At 47.9% G+C, this 16,962-nt stretch carries 17 protein-coding genes and 8 pseudogenes; 15 read left to right on the top strand and 10 right to left on the bottom strand.

Annotated features, from left to right (window positions below; translation table 11 throughout):
- Positions 1 to 70: 70 nt before the first annotated feature.
- On the bottom strand, positions 71 to 295 hold the full coding sequence (locus ACQGXV_RS30915) for a transposase family protein (RefSeq protein ID WP_440864165.1): 225 nt from the start codon (positions 293 to 295) through the stop codon (positions 71 to 73).
- Positions 296 to 433: 138 nt separating this feature from the next.
- A pseudogene (locus ACQGXV_RS30910) lies at positions 434 to 1,378 on the bottom strand (IS5 family transposase).
- An 89-nt stretch (positions 1,379 to 1,467) separates the two neighbouring features.
- On the opposite strand from ACQGXV_RS30910, the gene ACQGXV_RS30905 reads away from it, so the two are divergent.
- The 3 genes and pseudogenes from ACQGXV_RS30905 to ACQGXV_RS30895 all read left to right on the top strand — a co-directional run.
- Entirely contained in the window at positions 1,468 to 1,590 is a 123-nt protein-coding gene (locus ACQGXV_RS30905) for a hypothetical protein (protein WP_440864164.1), read from the top strand.
- Between the two features lie 480 nt (positions 1,591 to 2,070).
- On the top strand, positions 2,071 to 3,363 hold the full coding sequence (locus ACQGXV_RS30900) for an acyltransferase family protein (protein ID WP_440864163.1): 1,293 nt from the start codon (positions 2,071 to 2,073) through the stop codon (positions 3,361 to 3,363).
- Between the two features lie 263 nt (positions 3,364 to 3,626).
- Positions 3,627 to 4,391 (top strand): annotated as a pseudogene (locus ACQGXV_RS30895) (DUF481 domain-containing protein); the annotation flags it as partial.
- On the opposite strand, the gene ACQGXV_RS30890 reads toward ACQGXV_RS30895, so the two are convergent.
- Both ACQGXV_RS30890 and ACQGXV_RS30885 read right to left on the bottom strand, forming a co-directional pair.
- Entirely contained in the window at positions 4,388 to 5,077 is a 690-nt protein-coding gene (locus tag ACQGXV_RS30890) for a gamma-glutamylcyclotransferase (protein WP_440867738.1), read from the bottom strand. The pseudogene ACQGXV_RS30895 and the gene ACQGXV_RS30890 sit on opposite strands and share 4 nt — an antisense overlap.
- A 149-nt stretch (positions 5,078 to 5,226) precedes the next feature.
- The gene (locus tag ACQGXV_RS30885) at positions 5,227 to 5,382 is read right to left on the bottom strand and encodes a hypothetical protein (protein WP_440864162.1); all 156 of its coding nucleotides are present in this window, start codon (positions 5,380 to 5,382) and stop codon (positions 5,227 to 5,229) included.
- Between the two features lie 96 nt (positions 5,383 to 5,478).
- On the opposite strand from ACQGXV_RS30885, the gene ACQGXV_RS30880 reads away from it, so the two are divergent.
- From ACQGXV_RS30880 to ACQGXV_RS30855, 6 genes and pseudogenes are all read left to right on the top strand, one after another.
- The gene (locus tag ACQGXV_RS30880; protein WP_440864161.1) at positions 5,479 to 6,309 is read left to right on the top strand and encodes a siderophore-interacting protein; all 831 of its coding nucleotides are present in this window, start codon (positions 5,479 to 5,481) and stop codon (positions 6,307 to 6,309) included.
- Between the two features lie 475 nt (positions 6,310 to 6,784).
- A pseudogene (locus tag ACQGXV_RS30875) lies at positions 6,785 to 7,009 on the top strand (sodium-potassium/proton antiporter ChaA); the annotation flags it as partial.
- 84 nt (positions 7,010 to 7,093) lie between these two features.
- On the top strand, positions 7,094 to 7,993 hold the full coding sequence (locus ACQGXV_RS30870) for a transposase family protein (RefSeq protein WP_440862939.1): 900 nt from the start codon (positions 7,094 to 7,096) through the stop codon (positions 7,991 to 7,993).
- Between the two features lie 53 nt (positions 7,994 to 8,046).
- Positions 8,047 to 8,922: pseudogene (gene chaA / locus ACQGXV_RS30865) on the top strand (sodium-potassium/proton antiporter ChaA); the annotation flags it as partial.
- Between the two features lie 46 nt (positions 8,923 to 8,968).
- Complete coding sequence (locus ACQGXV_RS30860; RefSeq protein ID WP_440862584.1) at positions 8,969 to 9,334, top strand: IS630 transposase-related protein; 366 nt, start codon at positions 8,969 to 8,971, stop codon at positions 9,332 to 9,334.
- Entirely contained in the window at positions 9,258 to 9,791 is a 534-nt protein-coding gene (locus tag ACQGXV_RS30855; protein WP_440867737.1) for an IS630 family transposase, read from the top strand. Before ACQGXV_RS30860 ends, ACQGXV_RS30855 begins: the two co-directional genes overlap by 77 nt.
- Here the strand turns inward: ACQGXV_RS30855 and ACQGXV_RS30850 are convergent.
- A pseudogene (locus tag ACQGXV_RS30850) lies at positions 9,764 to 10,024 on the bottom strand (IS5/IS1182 family transposase); the annotation flags it as partial. The gene ACQGXV_RS30855 and the pseudogene ACQGXV_RS30850 overlap by 28 nt on opposite strands.
- A gap of 88 nt (positions 10,025 to 10,112) precedes the next feature.
- On the opposite strand from ACQGXV_RS30850, the gene ACQGXV_RS30845 reads away from it, so the two are divergent.
- From ACQGXV_RS30845 to ACQGXV_RS30835, 3 genes are read left to right on the top strand one after another with little or no spacing between them, the layout of a single operon-like run.
- On the top strand, positions 10,113 to 10,325 hold the full coding sequence (locus ACQGXV_RS30845; RefSeq protein ID WP_440864160.1) for a hypothetical protein: 213 nt from the start codon (positions 10,113 to 10,115) through the stop codon (positions 10,323 to 10,325).
- A gap of 58 nt (positions 10,326 to 10,383) precedes the next feature.
- Positions 10,384 to 11,595, top strand: a complete 1,212-nt coding sequence (locus tag ACQGXV_RS30840; protein WP_440864159.1) for an IS256 family transposase — start codon at positions 10,384 to 10,386, stop codon at positions 11,593 to 11,595.
- A gap of 42 nt (positions 11,596 to 11,637) precedes the next feature.
- A complete protein-coding gene (locus ACQGXV_RS30835) occupies positions 11,638 to 12,063 on the top strand; it encodes a transposase family protein (protein WP_440864158.1) in 426 nt (141 codons plus the stop codon).
- On the opposite strand, the gene ACQGXV_RS30830 is transcribed toward ACQGXV_RS30835, so the two are convergent.
- The 3 genes and pseudogenes from ACQGXV_RS30830 to ACQGXV_RS30820 form a co-directional block, all read right to left on the bottom strand.
- Entirely contained in the window at positions 12,060 to 13,271 is a 1,212-nt protein-coding gene (locus tag ACQGXV_RS30830; protein ID WP_440864157.1) for an IS256 family transposase, read from the bottom strand. The two genes, ACQGXV_RS30835 and ACQGXV_RS30830, sit on opposite strands and share 4 nt — an antisense overlap.
- A 50-nt stretch (positions 13,272 to 13,321) precedes the next feature.
- On the bottom strand, positions 13,322 to 14,113 hold the full coding sequence (locus ACQGXV_RS30825; RefSeq protein WP_440864156.1) for a transposase family protein: 792 nt from the start codon (positions 14,111 to 14,113) through the stop codon (positions 13,322 to 13,324).
- 78 nt (positions 14,114 to 14,191) lie between these two features.
- A pseudogene (locus tag ACQGXV_RS30820) lies at positions 14,192 to 14,278 on the bottom strand (LuxR C-terminal-related transcriptional regulator); the annotation flags it as partial.
- A 26-nt stretch (positions 14,279 to 14,304) separates the two neighbouring features.
- Here ACQGXV_RS30820 and ACQGXV_RS30815 point away from each other — a divergent pair.
- The 3 genes and pseudogenes from ACQGXV_RS30815 to narJ all read left to right on the top strand — a co-directional run bounded on the left by ACQGXV_RS30815 (position 14,305) and on the right by narJ (position 16,322).
- Positions 14,305 to 14,511, top strand: coding sequence for a 4Fe-4S dicluster domain-containing protein (locus ACQGXV_RS30815; RefSeq protein ID WP_440864155.1), 207 nt, complete (start codon positions 14,305 to 14,307; stop codon positions 14,509 to 14,511).
- A gap of 180 nt (positions 14,512 to 14,691) precedes the next feature.
- Positions 14,692 to 15,571, top strand: a pseudogene (locus ACQGXV_RS30810) (4Fe-4S dicluster domain-containing protein); the annotation flags it as partial.
- A gap of 2 nt (positions 15,572 to 15,573) precedes the next feature.
- A pseudogene (gene narJ, locus ACQGXV_RS30805) lies at positions 15,574 to 16,322 on the top strand (nitrate reductase molybdenum cofactor assembly chaperone).
- Positions 16,323 to 16,328: 6 nt separating this feature from the next.
- Here narJ and ACQGXV_RS30800 read toward each other — a convergent pair.
- Positions 16,329 to 16,598: a transposase gene (locus tag ACQGXV_RS30800; RefSeq protein WP_440867736.1), complete on the bottom strand. Its 270-nt coding sequence runs from the start codon at positions 16,596 to 16,598 to the stop codon at positions 16,329 to 16,331.
- A gap of 138 nt (positions 16,599 to 16,736) precedes the next feature.
- Positions 16,737 to 16,958, bottom strand: a complete 222-nt coding sequence (locus tag ACQGXV_RS30795) for a transposase (protein ID WP_440867735.1) — start codon at positions 16,956 to 16,958, stop codon at positions 16,737 to 16,739.
- Between the last annotated feature and the right edge of the window lie 4 nt (positions 16,959 to 16,962).

The following is a 16,962-nucleotide window of genomic DNA, read 5'->3' as shown; positions in this document are numbered from 1 at the left end:
GTCATCCTGTCGGCTAATTCTGATTTATTCAACAAAGCCAAGGTTTTCCTCAAAATGCCATTTACACAGATTATTTTACAGTCTCACCAGCGATGGCGTGTTCAACTGTAATACGGATGCCCGAGATTATTTTATTTTCTTGTTTTTGTTCAGGCGATAAAGGTCTTTTTCGAGTTCCTTTTTTTGGGATTTGTGCATTAGGATGCTGTTTCTCTATACCTTGAAAACCGGTATCTGCCCAGATGGTTACCTCAGGAGGAATATGGCGAATTATATCGACTTTAGCGGGTATCAAGCGCCTCGGGGCTTTGTTGAATAAATCAGAATTAGCCGACAGGATGACTCCCTCTGCTACACCTGTTATAGTCAACCGACTTAAAAATGATTACATCCTATGCCCTGATATGCGGCAAAGAAGCATAGCTGGCTGTTATCAAAATAATGTCGCTTGGCTATATCCTATCCTGACGCTGTGTGGCATACCCAACAACGTCATACGGTTCAGCGCTTTGACCATCGCTATGGCTTCACCTACTTGAGCCTCATAGTCACGCAGGCTCAGATGGCCACCCAGCAAAGTTTTTATGCGGAACATCGCTGTTTCTGCCACTGAACGCCAGTGATAACCCACTTTCTTTTTCCACATATCATTACTCCCGCTCAGACGCTGATTCGCCACCGCATGGTTACGTTCATGGTACTTGTCCGGCCAGTATTTGGCTCCGCTTCGCGGCGGGATAAGGTGCCTGATTTTCTTTCTTAGCAACGCATCGTGGCAGTAACGGGCGTCATAAGCACCGTCTGCTGACACTTCCCTGATTTTTCGGTGGGTTTGGTTAATCAGGCCCGGCAGTGCCTGCGCATCTGTCGTTCCGCTGAGCGATAAGTCGGCACAGATAATCTCATGCGTCGCACTGTCTGCTGCCAGATGAAGCTTGCGCCACACTCTTCGTCTGTCAGCCCCATGCTGCCTGACTTTTCATTCACCTTCGCCAAAGACCTTCAGACCGGTACTGTCGATGACCAGATGCGAGATTTCACCACGCGTTGGCGTTTTTATGCTGATACTGACGGTTTTTGCCCGCCGACTGACCAGAGAGTAGTCCGGGCAGCGCAGTGGCAGGCTCATCAGTGTAAAAACCGAGTCGACAAAGCCCTGTAATGCCCGGAGCGACAGGTTAAACACGCGCTTTATCATCAAAACCGTGGTAACAGCCATATCGGTGTAGTAAAGCGGCCGACCACGACCTTCAGGCGAAGCACTGTCAGTCCATGCAGCGATGGCCGACTCATCAAGCCAGACCGTCAGGGAGCCGCGTTGTCTGAGTGCTTTGTTGTAGGTGGGCCAGTTGGTGATTTTAAACTTTTGCTTTGCCATGGGGAGCTGCTATCGGGAGCGATGATAGTGCTTTGATCCGGCGATCCCCTGAAAGTTCGATTTATTCAACAAAGCCGCGCCTCGGTTGCATGACCCAAATTTTACGGAATCGTAGACCCTTTATTGATGATATAGCCAAGCGACATTATTTTGATAACAGCCAGCTATGCTTCTTTGCCGCATATCAGGGCATAGGATGTAATCATTTTTAAGTCGGTTGGCTATACCTTCTTACTCCTTAGCGCCGGTCTTTGGAATTTCCATCTCAGAACAGCGTAAAATTTACTTCAATCACCGAAACACCCTTATTTCACTATTAAGCAACACGCTTATTGTTACTCCTTGATTGCCAGGCTGCTTAGCGCTGCTCTCTGAAATTTAATAGCCCTGTAAACATTACTATTACTCATGAGTTCGATCGGATCTCGTTCACCGGCAAATCTGAATACCGGTGAGGAAAGGGAATCCGCCTTCTTTAAAAGGCTTTACATTTTTTTTCAGTTGGTTAAATAACACTACAAATATTAAACAAATCCTAAACGAGAGTGGCGATTATCGTCATAATCCTACGTATTCCCGCTATTTACTTCGCTAAACTCACATTAAGATTCGTTTTTTGCTATTCGCCACAGTGATGATTTTCGACGCCGTTTGGCGTAATGCGCATTGCTGCTCGGCACAGAGGAATAATCATGATCAAACCGCGTACAGAACGCTTTATCGGACTGGAATGGCTGCGTTTTCTGCTCGGCTGCTATGTGATGATCTATCACACTGCCCATGTTTATCCCCAGATAAAACGTGTGCCTTTCTTAAGTGAACTGACCAGCATGGGTTTTTTTGCCACCAGCACCTTTTTCGTGCTGTCCGGATTTTTGCTGGCTCACGTTTATATTCGCGGTGGACAACTGCGCGAGCCCGTCCGCCATTTTTGGGCCAAACGGCTGTTCACGCTTTATCCCATCCACATCATGGCACTGCTGGCATCTATCGCCGTGGTCACCCTGATGCAATGGCTGGCGGTGCCACCAGAGGGCCAGGTCGCCAGCGCACGCTTTGTCATTTATGACACCAACGAGCCCAATGTCGATCCGGAAAGCCTGCGCCATTACATGACCAATGCGCAGTTGCTCTTCAATAGCCTGCTGCAAGTGTTTATGCTGCAAGCGTGGAATCCCTACTTTCTGACGTTCAATGCCCCGTTGTGGTCGCTCTCAACGCTGTTTTTCTTCTATTTACTCTTTCCAGCACTGGGGCCGCGCTTACTTAACAGCCGTCACCCCTGGATGTGGCTTGGTATTATTTGTCTGCTCTATTTGATACCACCTGCCTGGATTATTTGGAAGCAGCAGTTTGGTATGCCCTACACCGGTTTGCTGCAACGCGGGCCTATTTTCCGTTTGCCGGAATTTTTAGCGGGGATATTAGGCTATGCGCTATTCCGCTATTATCGCGATCGCGCCAGAACGCCACTGACCAACGGCCAACGCAACGGCGTTGCCGCGTTTATTTTGCTGAATTTCATTGCGGGTGCCTGGTTGTTCACTAACGGAGAAGCCTATTGGTATTTCCTGTTGCACAACGGTCTGCTGCTACCAGCGCAGGTGGGGCTGGTGTGTCTGAGCGCGCTGGCACGCGATCCGGATAGCCACTGGCTACGCCATTGGTCACCGCGATTGGGTGCAGCATCACTCTCTATTTTTGCGCTGCATGTTCCCCTGTTTAACCTGTTCCGAACGCTGGAGCAGCTATTACGCGGCGATCCTAAGACCTGCTTTAGCGATTGGGGACAGTGCGCCTTGGCCGCTGGGAACGTGCAGCTTTCACTGCCCGGCTACGGCATATTCCTGCTGGCAACCGTGATTATCTGCTTGCTGTTCCAAGAACACATTGTGACGCGAGTACGCCAATTTCTCACAATCCGTTTTCTGCCACGCAAGGCACGCCCTGAGAGAAACCAGCGCAAGCCACAACAAGCGGCGTGATGTCCCTCTCCCTCTTCGCACCCTCGGACGGCGTTGAGGGGATAACGCCCGATTGAAACGGGATTTTGCTCTGGTTATAGCGCTTAATCATCATTGATATGTTTTATAACAATTTAGATTCTAACGAATCGCTGTTTTATTGTAGAGCCAGATCACATTTCCTGTTACTGTTTGCAGTGACGAAATTAACGGCTCAACTGCTTTAGCCAGCGCCATTGGCAGCATTATTCATCAACGACTTCCACTGTATTATCTCCCAAAAAATGACACATACTAAACGCGCACTATCTTCCCTGGGTTTGGCCTTTGCTCTGGCAACGGTTGGCACGTCTGCAAGCTACGCCGATACGGTCTGGCTCAACAACGGGGACAAAATTACCGGGAAAATTACGCTGCTTGACGGCGGCAAACTGTTTATCACCACGGATTATGCAGGCTCCGTTTCTGTCGCCTGGGATCAGGTCAAGACCTTTGAATCCGACCACGGGTTGGTGATTCAGGGCGAGCGCTATGAAAACGGTGTGCTGTATCCGAACCTGAAGGCGGGTGAAACCCGTTCCGTCGTCGGCGCGCCTGCCAGCGCAGGTCAGGGTGAACAAACGCTGGCACTCACCAATATCAAATCCATCGTTACCGCGAAACCGTTGGTCACTGACTTCTCATGGAAAGGCAACATCGACGCCGGGATGTCGCACAAGAAGAGCTCGACCGAGACCGAAAACTACGTCGTCACCCTCGATACCCGGATGCGCCACGGCACCTAGCGTCACAACGTGGATGGTACTTACCACGAAGCCACTGAAAATGATGTGCGCAGCACCAAGAATGCCTCCGGCGAATACGCACTGGATAAATTCCTTGATGAGCAATGGTTCGTCCAGTCACGTTAATACTACATACGTGACTGGATCGAAAACATCAAGGTCAACCGCTCGTTCGGTCTTGGTCCCGGCTACCAGTTCTGGGACAATGATTTAGGCGCGTTCTCGCTGACGTCTCTGGTCAACAGCCAAACCTTTACCTATCAGAAGTCACCCTGCTGTGGATGCGCCTGCTTCGCCTGTTCCTTAATCTCTCGCACCCGCTGCGCCAGCGCCGTTAGACATTCATCGGCCATACCGTGTTTTTTGAGCGCCTCTTCCAGCGCAAACAGATACTGTGCATTTGTGCCTAGCGGACCGCTGGCTCTGGCAATCAGGGTGGCAACGCGCTGTATACAGGTATCCGCCTCGATCAGCGGGTGCTGTTCTTGTGAAACAAACACCAACGCAGTGAGTGTCTCACCGCTGTGGCAGTGCAGATCGCACCACTCCGGACGATAGCAACCGGTGATCATCTCGCGCTTCCACAACAGTTCCAGATCTTCACGCAGCGAGGCCTCCGGCAAACGAAATGCCATCCCGGTCGTTTTCCCGCCTGGCGTTAACGCCAGCATGCGCCCAGGTTGGGTTGCCGTACCGCGTCCTGCCGTAAGGCGCAGGCAAAATGCACGCTGCCAGCCGGAAAGTGTAGCCAAACGGGCTTCCTCCGGTGTAAATACCGGATTCCACATCAGTGAGCCATAACCAAAGACCCACACCGGGCTATCAGGGCGACGCGATAGCGTCTGGTTCAGGGAGGCCGCTCGCTGCGAAGGCGTGAGCAGCAAGTTTTCTTCGATACAACCAAAAGACGTACCACAATCAGCCTTTTGTAAAAAATCGCGTGTTAACAATACCTTAAAACCCCCAACAACCAATAACCGAACAAAAACCGCCGCGTTCTTTCTGACAAAAATCGCGTAGCTGCTTAAATTTTCTGCAACTCATTTCAGAATATGCCATTTTTTGTGTGGCAATCAAGCTTGATCTTAATCATAAAGGGTTAATGTAACGCTGAAATCGTAACAAAAAAGGGTGAACAACACTTTTTAGCCACGCGTGCTTTTTGCCTGTCACTAAAATGATAATCACTATCATCAACATGATATAGCCAAGCGACATTATTTTGATAACAGCCAGCTATGCTTCTTTGCCGCATATCAGGGCATAGGATGTAATCATTTTTAAGTCGGTTGGCTATATGATGTTGTCCATCAAATCAATAATGATATCGGCTGAATGATGGAGAAATTTAATGGCTCATCCGACAGGTTTTCGCCCAGCCCAACCCCGATTAATCCAGGTTAAACGCATCACCGATCTCTCACCGCACTTGCGCTGCATCACCTTTCACAGCTACACACTGCTCGACTACCCGGCCGTCGGGCGACATGCTGCGCATATTAAACTGTTTTTAGCGCGTTCCGGTCAGAAAGTACCTACGTTGCCCACATTGGGAGAGCTAGGCCCGCAATGGCCAGAAGGTGAGACGCGCCCCATCGTGCGCACTTATACGATTTATGCCTTCCGGCACGAATTGGGCGAAGTGGATGTGGCCTTTGCCCTGCACGACCACGGCGGACCCGCCGTCACGTTTGCCCGCAACGCACAGCCAGGAGATAGCGTAGGTATTACTCAACCGGGCGGTCCGCACCCGATGCTGCCTGCGTCCAGCGCCTATTACCTGGCAGGCGATCCCTCTTCGCTGCCCGCCATTGCGGCGTTGCTGGACGCATTGCCCCGCGATGCCACCGGTCATGCCGTTATCCGCGTCGACAGCGAGGCCGATCGTCTGCCACTGACCGCCCCCAGTGGCCTCAGCGTGCATTGGGTGGTCCGCTCGACCGCCAGTACGGATACGTTGTTGCAACAGTTCCACGCTGTGACACGCGACATTGATGCCAGCAGCGCATTTTTCTGGCTGGCGGGCGAAGACCGCATCGTGGTGCAACTGCGTCGTTATGTACGCAGAGAGATCAAAGTTGAGAGAAATCAGCTCTACGCCGTGCCATATTGGCGTGAAGGGTTAAACGAAGAGGATTATCATCAGAAAAGTCACGATTTTATGGATAACCCAGATGACTGAGATGGCTAAAATTCATAGCCACATCAATACAGTGAGGATAAAACTGCAAAATTCTCTCCACTTACCCTCTTTTTATCACCAAGAATGTAAAATCACTTAAAATCTCCCGCCTGCTGCGCGCATTCTGCTAATCTGATTTTGTTTTTTAGGCTATAACTATACCTTAAAGCATTCGTGTTGCAGCGCAACACGTTTACGTTTTAAACAGCGCCTATGCTGGCCCGTTGGGTGAACCTTAGGATGAGGGTCATTCATCACGATACGCATACTCGAGTAAGTAATTCGGATGAACGCGTGCAGCCAACGCATCTGCAACTTGAAGTATGACAGGTATAGCTGTAAGCAACTTTTTTCCGCAACGCCACACCCTTGCACATGGATTGCCGTCGCTACCCGTCTGGCATAAGTGAAAAGAACAATAAGGCGTGCGGCACGACCAGTGAGATTCATTACTTTTGATAAGGAACCGCCTGCCATGAAGTCGCACACTGAGGTGATCAAAACGCGTCACCACGAATATTCTCTGATCTTCCCCATTATCGCGCTGTTTGTTTTGTTGCAATGGAACGATGCACAGAACCTGATCGCTATCCTTGGTATAAACTTTATTGCATTGGTGGGTATTCTCGCCAGCGCCTTTAGCGTCGTGCGCCATGCTGACGTGTTGGCCCACCGCTTGGGCGAACCCTATGGTTCACTAAACTAGTTGCTGAATAGAGACTTGCATTTTTTGTCAGGCTATTGAGAATAAAAAGAGGTTTAACTTAGAGAATAAAGGTTTGAAATGATCAACAAAGAGCGGTTGTTACGAGATAATCGTTTATGTAAAGCAATCATTGGATTATCAGTCGAAGAATTGAAAAATTTAGCCGCTGAATTTTCAGCTTGTTATTTGATTTATCGGAAAAAGAATCGAAAAGATCACGAGCGGCAGATGGGTGCAGGGCAGAAAGGATTTATCCCAACCCCATTAGATAAACTGCTTTTTATTTTATTGTATTTAAAATGTTATCCGACCTATGATTTGCAAGGACTTCTTTTTGGTTTAGATAGAACACGGGTATGTCGCTGGGTAAAAATATTATTGCCGGTTTTAGAGATGACCTTGGGGCGAGAATGTGTTTTGCCCGCTCGTCAAATTCGCTCTGCTGAGGAATTTTTTCGCGCCTTTCCTGGAGTTAAAGACGTCTTTATTGATGGGACAGAGCGACCTGTCCAAAAGCCTAAGAATCTGCGTCGGCGAAAAAAAATGTATTCGGGAAAGAAAAGACAGACCACTCGAAAAGGGCTTATTATGACTGACGAAACAAGGCAAATTGGATTTATCCCCATGAGCAAAAATGGGCGCCGTCACGATAAACGCTTACTCGATAAAGTCGATATAATTCGCCATATTCCTCCTGAGGTAACCATCTGGGCAGATACCGGTTTTCAAGGTATAGATAAACAGCATCCTAATACACAAATCCCAAAAAAAGGAACTCGAAAAAGACCTTTATCGCCTGAACAAAAACAAGAAAATAAAATAATCTCGGGCATCCGTATTACAGTTGAACACGCCATCGCGGGTATCAAGCGCCTCGGTTGCATGACCCAAATTTTACGGAATCGTAGACCCTTTATTGATGATACCTTCTTACTCCTTAGCGCCGGTCTTTGGAATTTCCATCTCAGAACAGCGTAAAATTTACTTCAATCACCGAAACACCCTTATTTTACTATTAAGCAACACGCTTACTGATCCTCAGTCTCTCCGTCGTCGTCCTTGAAGTAAGCTTGATCTCTGCGCTGATGGCCACGGGTGATGCCGGTCCGGACCTGATGCGTGATACGCTTTATTCCATCATTATGATCGTCAGCGGCGGCCTGGTCGGGTTTGCCTTACTGCTAGGCGGTCGGAAATTTGCCACACAGCACGTCAACTTGATCGGTATCAAACAGTACCTGATGGCCATTTTTCCACTGGCAATTATCGTGCTGGTTTTCCCCACCTCACTGCCGGGCGGAAGTTTCACCACCGGGCAAGCGCTGATTATCGCCCTCATTTCCGCCGCCATGTACGGCGTGTTTCTCCTGATCCAAACGCGCACGCACCAAAGCCTGTTTATCTACGAACATGAAGATGAAAGTGATGACGGCGATCCGCACCATGGCAAACCCTCTGCGCACAGTTCGCTGTGGCACACCGCTTGGCTGCTGATTCATCTGGTAGCGGTGATCAGTATCACCAAAATGGACTCCGCGCCGCTCAACGCGCTGCTGACGCGCATGAACGCCCCAGAGCAATTCACCGGCTTTCTGGTGGCGCTGCTTATCCTCTCTCCAGAGGTTCTGGGCGCGATTAAAGCAGTGCTGCGCAATCAGGTGCAGCGTGCAATGAACCTGTTTTTCGGATCGGTACTCGCCACCATTTCACTGACCGTGCCAGCGGTCACCGTGATTGCCAGCCTAACGGGCAATACGCTGAATTTCGGCCTGGAGATGCCAAGCATCGTCGTCATGGTCTCGGTGTTGATGCTGTGTCATATTTCGTTCTCAACCGGCAGGACCAACGTGTTGAACGGCAGCGCACATTTAGAACCTATCCCAATAGGATTTTATTCCAGACAATGATGCCGCGGGTATAGCTAAACGACTTAATTTTGATTACATTATTTAAATGAGCTATTCAATTGATTTTAGACGTAAAGTGATATCTACACGGAAAAACGAAGGGTTGAGTATCCGAGAAACAGCGAAGCAATTTCGGATTGGCCCTGCCTCTGTATCGCGTTGGATTAATCAAATAGAGTCAAAAGCATCGACCACGCGTCAGCGAAAGATCGATAAATCCGAGTTGATAAAAGATGTTGAACAATATCCAGATGCTTACCAAAAAGAACGTGCAGAGCGTTTTGGCGTTTGTCAGAAGGCCATTTGGCAAGCGCTTAAAAAGCTGGGATTGACCTATAAAAAAAACTCTACGTCATCCGAAAGCCGACGAAAACGCCCGGCAGGGATTTCAACAAAAAAAACAACAGTATGAAAAAGAAGGTAAACCTATTGTTTTTATTGATGAAAGTGGTTTTTCACACGATGCCCCACGGACTCACGGCTATTCCCCAAAAGGTCAACGGTGTTTTGGCCTGAAGAACTGGGGAGCTAGGGGAAGAACAAATGTTATCGGCGCTTTATTAGGCACAACGCTGTTTGCTATCGGATTATTTGATATCAATATTAACAGCGATGTTTTCTATGCCTGGGTCACACAAGTCCTTATCCCAGTACTCCCTAAAAACAGTGTAATCATGGTGGACAATGCCACTTTTCACAAAAAACATAATATTCAACAAGTCATCATCGATGCAGGGTATATGGTGGAGTATTTGCCTACATATTCGCCAGATCTTAACCCAATTGAGCATAAATGGGCACAAGCAAAAAGCAAAAAAAGAGAGATGGGTTGCGATACAGAGAGTTTGTTCTCAGTCCATATGATGTAATCAAAATTAAGTCGCTTGGCTATAAAATGCAGCATCGCCTCATAATTTTCGACTTTCTTCTCCCAGCGAGTCAGAACCCGACGAAAGCGATTCATCCAGCTTTGCGTTCTCTCCACTACCCAGCGGTGAGCTTTAAAATCCGTGTTTTTGATGGCTTCCGACTCCTCTTTCCTTGACTGGATATGAGGTTCGTAACGACGACTTTTCAGACAGGCCTCCAGCCATCCGGCTTCATTAAACTAGTTGCTGAATAGAGACTTGCATTTTTTGTCAGGCTATTGAGAATAAAAAGAGGTTTAACTTAGAGAATAAAGGTTTGAAATGATCAACAAAGAGCGGTTATTACGAGATAATCGTTTATGTAAAGCAATCATTGGATTATCAGTCGAAGAATTGAAAAATTTAGCCGCTGAATTTTCAGCTTGTTATTTGATTTATCGGAAAAAGAATCGAAAAGATCACGAGCGGCAGATGGGTGCAGGGCAGAAAGGATTTATCCCAACCCCATTAGATAAACTGCTTTTTATTTTATGAGACTGTAAAATAATCTGTGTAAATGGCATTTTGAGGAAAACCTTCAAAGGATAACAAAATGCCTATCAGCAACGAACTTATTGACCAACTGCTTCAAGATTGTAACTCCCCTCAGGATCTGCTGGGTGAATCAGGCCTACTCAAGGTGCTGACTAAAAGACTGGCGGAACGGGTTCTTGAAGCTGAGATGGAGATGCACCTTGGGTATGCTAAGCATGACCCGGCTGGTAATCATTCAGGCAACTCACGCAATGGCAAGACATCCAAGAGCGTACGTAGCCAAAATGGGGAGATCGAGCTCGATATTCCGCGCGACCGCAACAGTACCTTCGAGCCGACACTGATCGGTAAGCACGAAAAACAGCTTAACGGCTTCGATGACCGCATTATTTCTCTCTATTCCAGAGGGTTATCAACCCGTGATATTCAGGCACACTTTAAAGAAGTCTACGGGGTCGATGTTTCCGCTGGCTTCATTTCTCAAGTGACCAATGCTGTGATGGATGAAGTTAAGCGCTGGCAGCAACGGCCGCTGGATGCGCTTTATCCCATTGTTTACCTTGACTGTATTGTTGTCAAAAGCCAGGACGGCGGAGCCGTGGCCAACAAGTCTGTTTATCTGGCCCTCGGCGTCAACGGCCAGGGCGAAAAAGAGCTGCTGGGGCTATGGATAGCCAAAACTGAGGGGGCCAAGTTCTGGTTATCTGTGATGACAGAACTGAAAAATCGTGGGCTAAAGGACATCTTCGTCGCCTGCTGCGATGGCCTGAAAGGCTTTCCTGATGCCATTGAAGCTGTTTACCCGCATACGCGGGTACAGCTCTGCATTGTGCATCAGGTGCGGAACTCGCTGCGCTACGTCGGCTGGAAAGAGCGTAAGGCCGTTGCTGCTGACCTGCGCACCATCTATAGTTCCGCAACGCTAGAGGGCGCTGAAGAGGCCCTGGATGCCTTCGCGGCCAAATGGGATGAACAGTTCCCGACGATCAGCCCGTCGTGGAGAAATAATTGGGAACGTCTCATCGTCATTTTTGACTTTCCGCCGGAGATCCGCAAGGTTATCTACACCACCAACGCGATAGAGTCGTTAAATGCTTCATTGCGCAAGATAACGAAAACGCGACGAATATTTCCAACGGATGACTCGGTGATAAAATTACTCTATCTAGCCTTGCATAATATCTCTGCTAAATGGACCTTGCCAATCAGAGACTGGAAACCTGCTATGAGCCAATTCATGTTGATGTATGGAGAACGAATCTCCGGTTAAGCAATGGAGCCATTTACACAAAATTCTTTACAGACTCTATTTTTGTATTTAAAATGTTATCCGACCTATGATTTGCAAGGACTTCTTTTTGGTTTAGATAGAACACGGGTATGTCGCTGGGTAAAAATATTATTGCCGGTTTTAGAGATGACCTTGGGGCGAGAATGTGTTTTGCCCGCTCGTCAAATTCGCTCTGCTGAGGAATTTTTTCGCGCCTTTCCTGGAGTTAAAGACGTCTTTATTGATGGGACAGAGCGACCTGTCCAAAAGCCTAAGAATCTGCGTCGGCGAAAAAAAATGTATTCGGGAAAGAAAAGACAGACCACTCGAAAAGGGCTTATTATGACTGACGAAACAAGGCAAATTGGATTTATCCCCATGAGCAAAAATGGGCGCCGTCACGATAAACGCTTACTTGATAAAGTCGGAGTCTGTAAAGAATTTTGTGTAAATGGCTCCATTGCTTAACCGGAGATTCGTTCTCCATACATCAACATGAATTGGCTCATAGCAGGTTTCCAGTCTCTGATTGGCAAGGTCCATTTAGCAGAGATATTATGCAAGGCTAGATAGAGTAATTTTATCACCGAGTCATCCGTTGGAAATATTCGTCGCGTTTTCGTTATCTTGCGCAATGAAGCATTTAACGACTCTATTGCGTTGGTGGTGTAGATAACCTTGCGGATCTCCGGCGGAAAGTCAAAAATGACGATGAGACGTTCCCAATTATTTCTCCACGACGGGCTGATCGTCGGGAACTGCTCATCCCATTTGGCCGCGAAGGCATCCAGGGCCTCTTCAGCGCCCTCTAGCGTTGCGGAACTATAGATGGTGCGCAGGTCAGCAGCAACGGCCTTACGCTCTTTCCAGCCGACGTAGCGCAGCGAGTTCCGCACCTGATGCACAATGCAGAGCTGTACCCGCGTATGCGGGTAAACAGCTTCAATGGCATCAGGAAAGCCTTTCAGGCCATCGCAGCAGGCGACGAAGATGTCCTTTAGCCCACGATTTTTCAGTTCTGTCATCACAGATAACCAGAACTTGGCCCCCTCAGTTTTGGCTATCCATAGCCCCAGCAGCTCTTTTTCGCCCTGGCCGTTGACGCCGAGGGCCAGATAAACAGACTTGTTGGCCACGGCTCCGCCGTCCTGGCTTTTGACAACAATACAGTCAAGGTAAACAATGGGATAAAGCGCATCCAGCGGCCGTTGCTGCCAGCGCTTAACTTCATCCATCACAGCATTGGTCACTTGAGAAATGAAGCCAGCGGAAACATCGACCCCGTAGACTTCTTTAAAGTGTGCCTGAATATCACGGGTTGATAACCCTCTGGAATAGAGAGAAATAATGCGGTCATCGAAGCCGTTAAGCTGTTTTTCGTTCTTACCGATCAGTGTCGGCTCGAAGGTACTGTTGCGGTCGCGCGGAATATCGAGCTCGATCTCCCCATTTTGGCTACGTACGCTCTTGGATGTCTTGCCATTGCGTGATTTGCCTGAATGATTACCAGCCGGGTCATGCTTAGCATACCCAAGGTGCATCTCCATCTCAGCTTGAAGAACCCGTTCCGCCAGTCTTTTAGTCAGCACCTTGAGTAGGCCTGATTCACCCAGCAGATCCTGAGGGGAGTGACAATCTTGAAGCAGTTGGTCAATAAGTTCGTTGCTGATAGGCATTTTGTTATCCTTTGAAGGTTTTCCTCAAAATGCCATTTACACAGATTATTTTACAGTCTCGCGATGGCGTGTTCAACTGTAATACGGATGCCCGAGATTATTTTATTTTCTTGTTTTTGTTCAGGCGATAAAGGTCTTTTTCGAGTTCCTTTTTTTGGGATTTGTGTATTAGGATGCTGTTTATCTATACCTTGAAAACCGGTATCTGCCCAGATGGTTACCTCAGGAGGAATATGGCGAATTATATCGACTTTATCGAGTAAGCGTTTATCGTGACGGCGCCCATTTTTGCTCATGGGGATAAATCCAATTTGCATTGTTTCGTCAGTCATAATAAGCCCTTTTCGAGTGGTCTGTCTTTTCTTTCCCGAATACATTTTTTTTCGCCGACGCAGATTCTTAGGCTTTTGGACAGGTCGCTCTGTCCCATCAATAAAGACGTCTTTAACTCCAGGAAAGGCGCGAAAAAATTCCTCAGCAGAGCGAATTTGACGAGCGGGCAAAACACATTCTCGCCCCAAGGTCATCTCTAAAACCGGCAATAATATTTTTACCCAGCGACATACCCGTGTTCTATCTAAACCAAAAAGAAGTCCTTGCAAATCATAGGTCGGATAACATTTTAAATACAATAAAATAAAAAGCAGTTTATCTAATGGGGTTGGGATAAATCCTTTCTGCCCTGCACCCATCTGCCGCTCGTGATCTTTTCGATTCTTTTTCCGATAAATCAAATAACAAGCTGAAAATTCAGCGGCTAAATTTTTCAATTCTTCGACTGATAATCCAATGATTGCTTTACATAAACGATTATCTCGTAACAACCGCTTTTTGTTGATCATTTCAAACCTTTATTCTCTAAGTTAAACCTCTTTTTATTCTCAATAGCCTGACAAAAAATGCAAGTCTCTATTCAGCAACTAGTTTATTTTTTTCAGCAGATGCTTAACGTGCACCTTCACTGTACTTTCCGTGATGGACAGCTTGCGTGTAATCACCTTATTGGCGTGCCAAAGATAAAAACTTTGAGCATATGCAAAAGGAGATGTACGGCCAGTTCGAAAACACCTTCATGATGTATTTGCCGCGCCTGTGTGAACACTGTCTGAATCCGGCCTGCGTAGCGACCTGCCCGAGCGGTGCGATTTACAAACGGGGTGAAGATGGCATCGTACTGATCGATCAAGATAAATGCCGCGGTTGGCGCATGTGCCTGACCGGCTGCCCGTGGCTTTGTTGAATAATTTAACGTTTTGATTTACAACTTCTTTAGGTGGGATGCATGTACAGAAAATGTATTTTGTTAGAGCGATAAATCAAATAGTTAGCACAATAAAAAGCATTACGGTAGTAAAATTTAGTCGTTAAAATTTTATAATACCCATTTAAATCAGTATTTTAAATTATTCAACAAAGCCGCTGCCCGTACAAAAAAATCTACTTTAATTGGAAGAGCGGAAAATCAGAAAAATGCATCTTCTGCTACCCGCGTATCGAAAGTGGGCAACCGACCCTCTGCTCTGAAACCTGCGTTGGCCGCATCCGTTATCTCGGCGTGCTGCTGTACGACGCCGATCGTATCGCGGAAGCAGCGGCCACGGAAAACGAGCAGGATCTCTACCAGCGTCAGTTGGATGTCTTTCTCGACCCGCACGATCCGAACGTGATTGCTCAGGCGCTGAAAGACGGCGTACCGCGCGGGGTTATCGAAGCGGCACAGCAATCGCCGGTCTACAAAATGGCGATGGAGTGGAAGTTGGCGCTGCCGCTGCACCCGGAATATCGCACGTTGCCCATGGTGTGGTACGTGCCGCCGTTGTCACCGATCCAATCTGCCGCCGATGCGGGCGTGCTGGCACACAGCGGTGTGTTGCCGGACGTGGAAAGTCTGCGCATTCCTGTGCAGTACCTGGCAAATCTGCTGACGGCGGGCGATACCGCACCGTTACTGTTGGCGCTGAAACGCATGCTGGCGATGCGCCACTTTAAACGGGCAGAAACCGTAGAAGGGGTGATCGATACCCGCGCTGGAACAGGTGGGCTTGACCAGCGCTCAGGCGCAGGAAATGTACCGCTACCTGGCCATTGCCAACTATGAAGATCGCTTCGTGGTGCCGTCTAGCCACCGTGAGTTAGCGCGTGACGCCTTTCCGGAAAGTAAAGGGTGCGGTTTCAGCTTCGGTGACGATTGCCACGGCAGCGACAGCAAATTCAACCTATTTAACAGCAAACGTATTGATGCCATTGATGTCACCAGCAAAACGCGTGACATGAACAGCAAAGTGATGCAGGAGGATTGATGATGATGACGTTACGCATTATCGCCCGTCTGCTCGATTATCCCGATGGGGACCTGTGGGTGCATCATCAGGAATTGATTGAGGCGCTGGCACAAGACGATGCACTGTCACCGCCACTGCGTGAGCAATTAGCGCTGTTTATCCGACAACAATGTACGCAGGAGCTGCTGGATAAACAGGCCGAATACACTGCGCGCTGTTCGACCGGGGCCGCGCGACGTCGCTGCTGTTGTTCGAACATGTGAACGGTGAATCGCGTGATCGCGGTCAGGCGATGGTGGACCTGATGCAGCATTACCATGCGGCGGGACTTGAGCTTGACTGTCACGAACTGCCGGATTTTTTGCCGCTCTATCTCGAATATCTCTCGCGATTGGGCTCAGCAGAAAGTCGTGCGGGGCTGCTGGATATTGTGCCCATTCTGGCGTTGCTCGGTGCACGTTTACAGCAGCGCGACAGCGATTATGCCCTGTTGTTTGATGTGTTGCTGACGCTTTCTGGTAGCGCCTTAAAAAGTGACGATGTCACGCATAAAGTGGCGGAAGAAGCCCGTGACGACACACCGCAGGCGTTGGATGCGGTTTGGGAAGAAGAGCAGGTGAAATTCTTTGCGGATAAAGGGTCCGACAGTGCGCAGCAGACCGCGTACCAGCGTCGTTTTGCGGGCGCGGTAGTACCCCAGTATCTGGATCTTGATGCACAACCTGCCGGAGGAAAAAACCATGCACTACGTTATAGCCAAGCGACTTAATTTTGATTACACCATATGGACTGAGAACAAACTCTCTGTATCGCAACCCATCTCTCTTTTTTTGCTTTTTGCTTGTGCCCATTTATGCTCAATTGGGTTAAGATCTGGCGAATATGTAGGCAAATACTCCACCATATACCCTGCATCGATGATGACTTGTTGAATATTATGTTTTTTGTGAAAAGTGGCATTGTCCATCATGATTACACTGTTTTTAGGGAGTACTGGGATAAGGACTTGTGTGACCCAGGCAGGCTTTGTTGAATAATTTAAGATACTGATTTATATAAGCATTATAAAATTTCAACGACTAATTTTTCCTCTCGGAATGCTTTTTATTGTGCTAACTATTTGATTTGTCGTTCTAACAAAATACATTCTCTGTAAATGCATTCTAACTAAAGAAGATGTAAATCAAACGGTTAAATTATTCAACAAAGCCACCCAGGCATAGAAAACATCGCTGTTAATATTGATATCAAATAATCCGATAGCAAACAGCGTTGTGCCTAATAAAGCGCCGATAACATTTGTTCTTCCCCTAGCTCCCCAGTTCTTCAGGCCAAAACACCGTTGACCTTTTGGGGAATAGCCGTGAGTCCGTGGGGTATCGTGTGAAAAACCACTTTCATCAATAAAA

This window comes from Symbiopectobacterium purcellii, from assembly GCF_052050035.1.
Lineage (GTDB): Bacteria > Pseudomonadota > Gammaproteobacteria > Enterobacterales > Enterobacteriaceae > Symbiopectobacterium > Symbiopectobacterium purcellii_A.
This window is presented reverse-complemented; position numbering and strand designations above follow the sequence as displayed.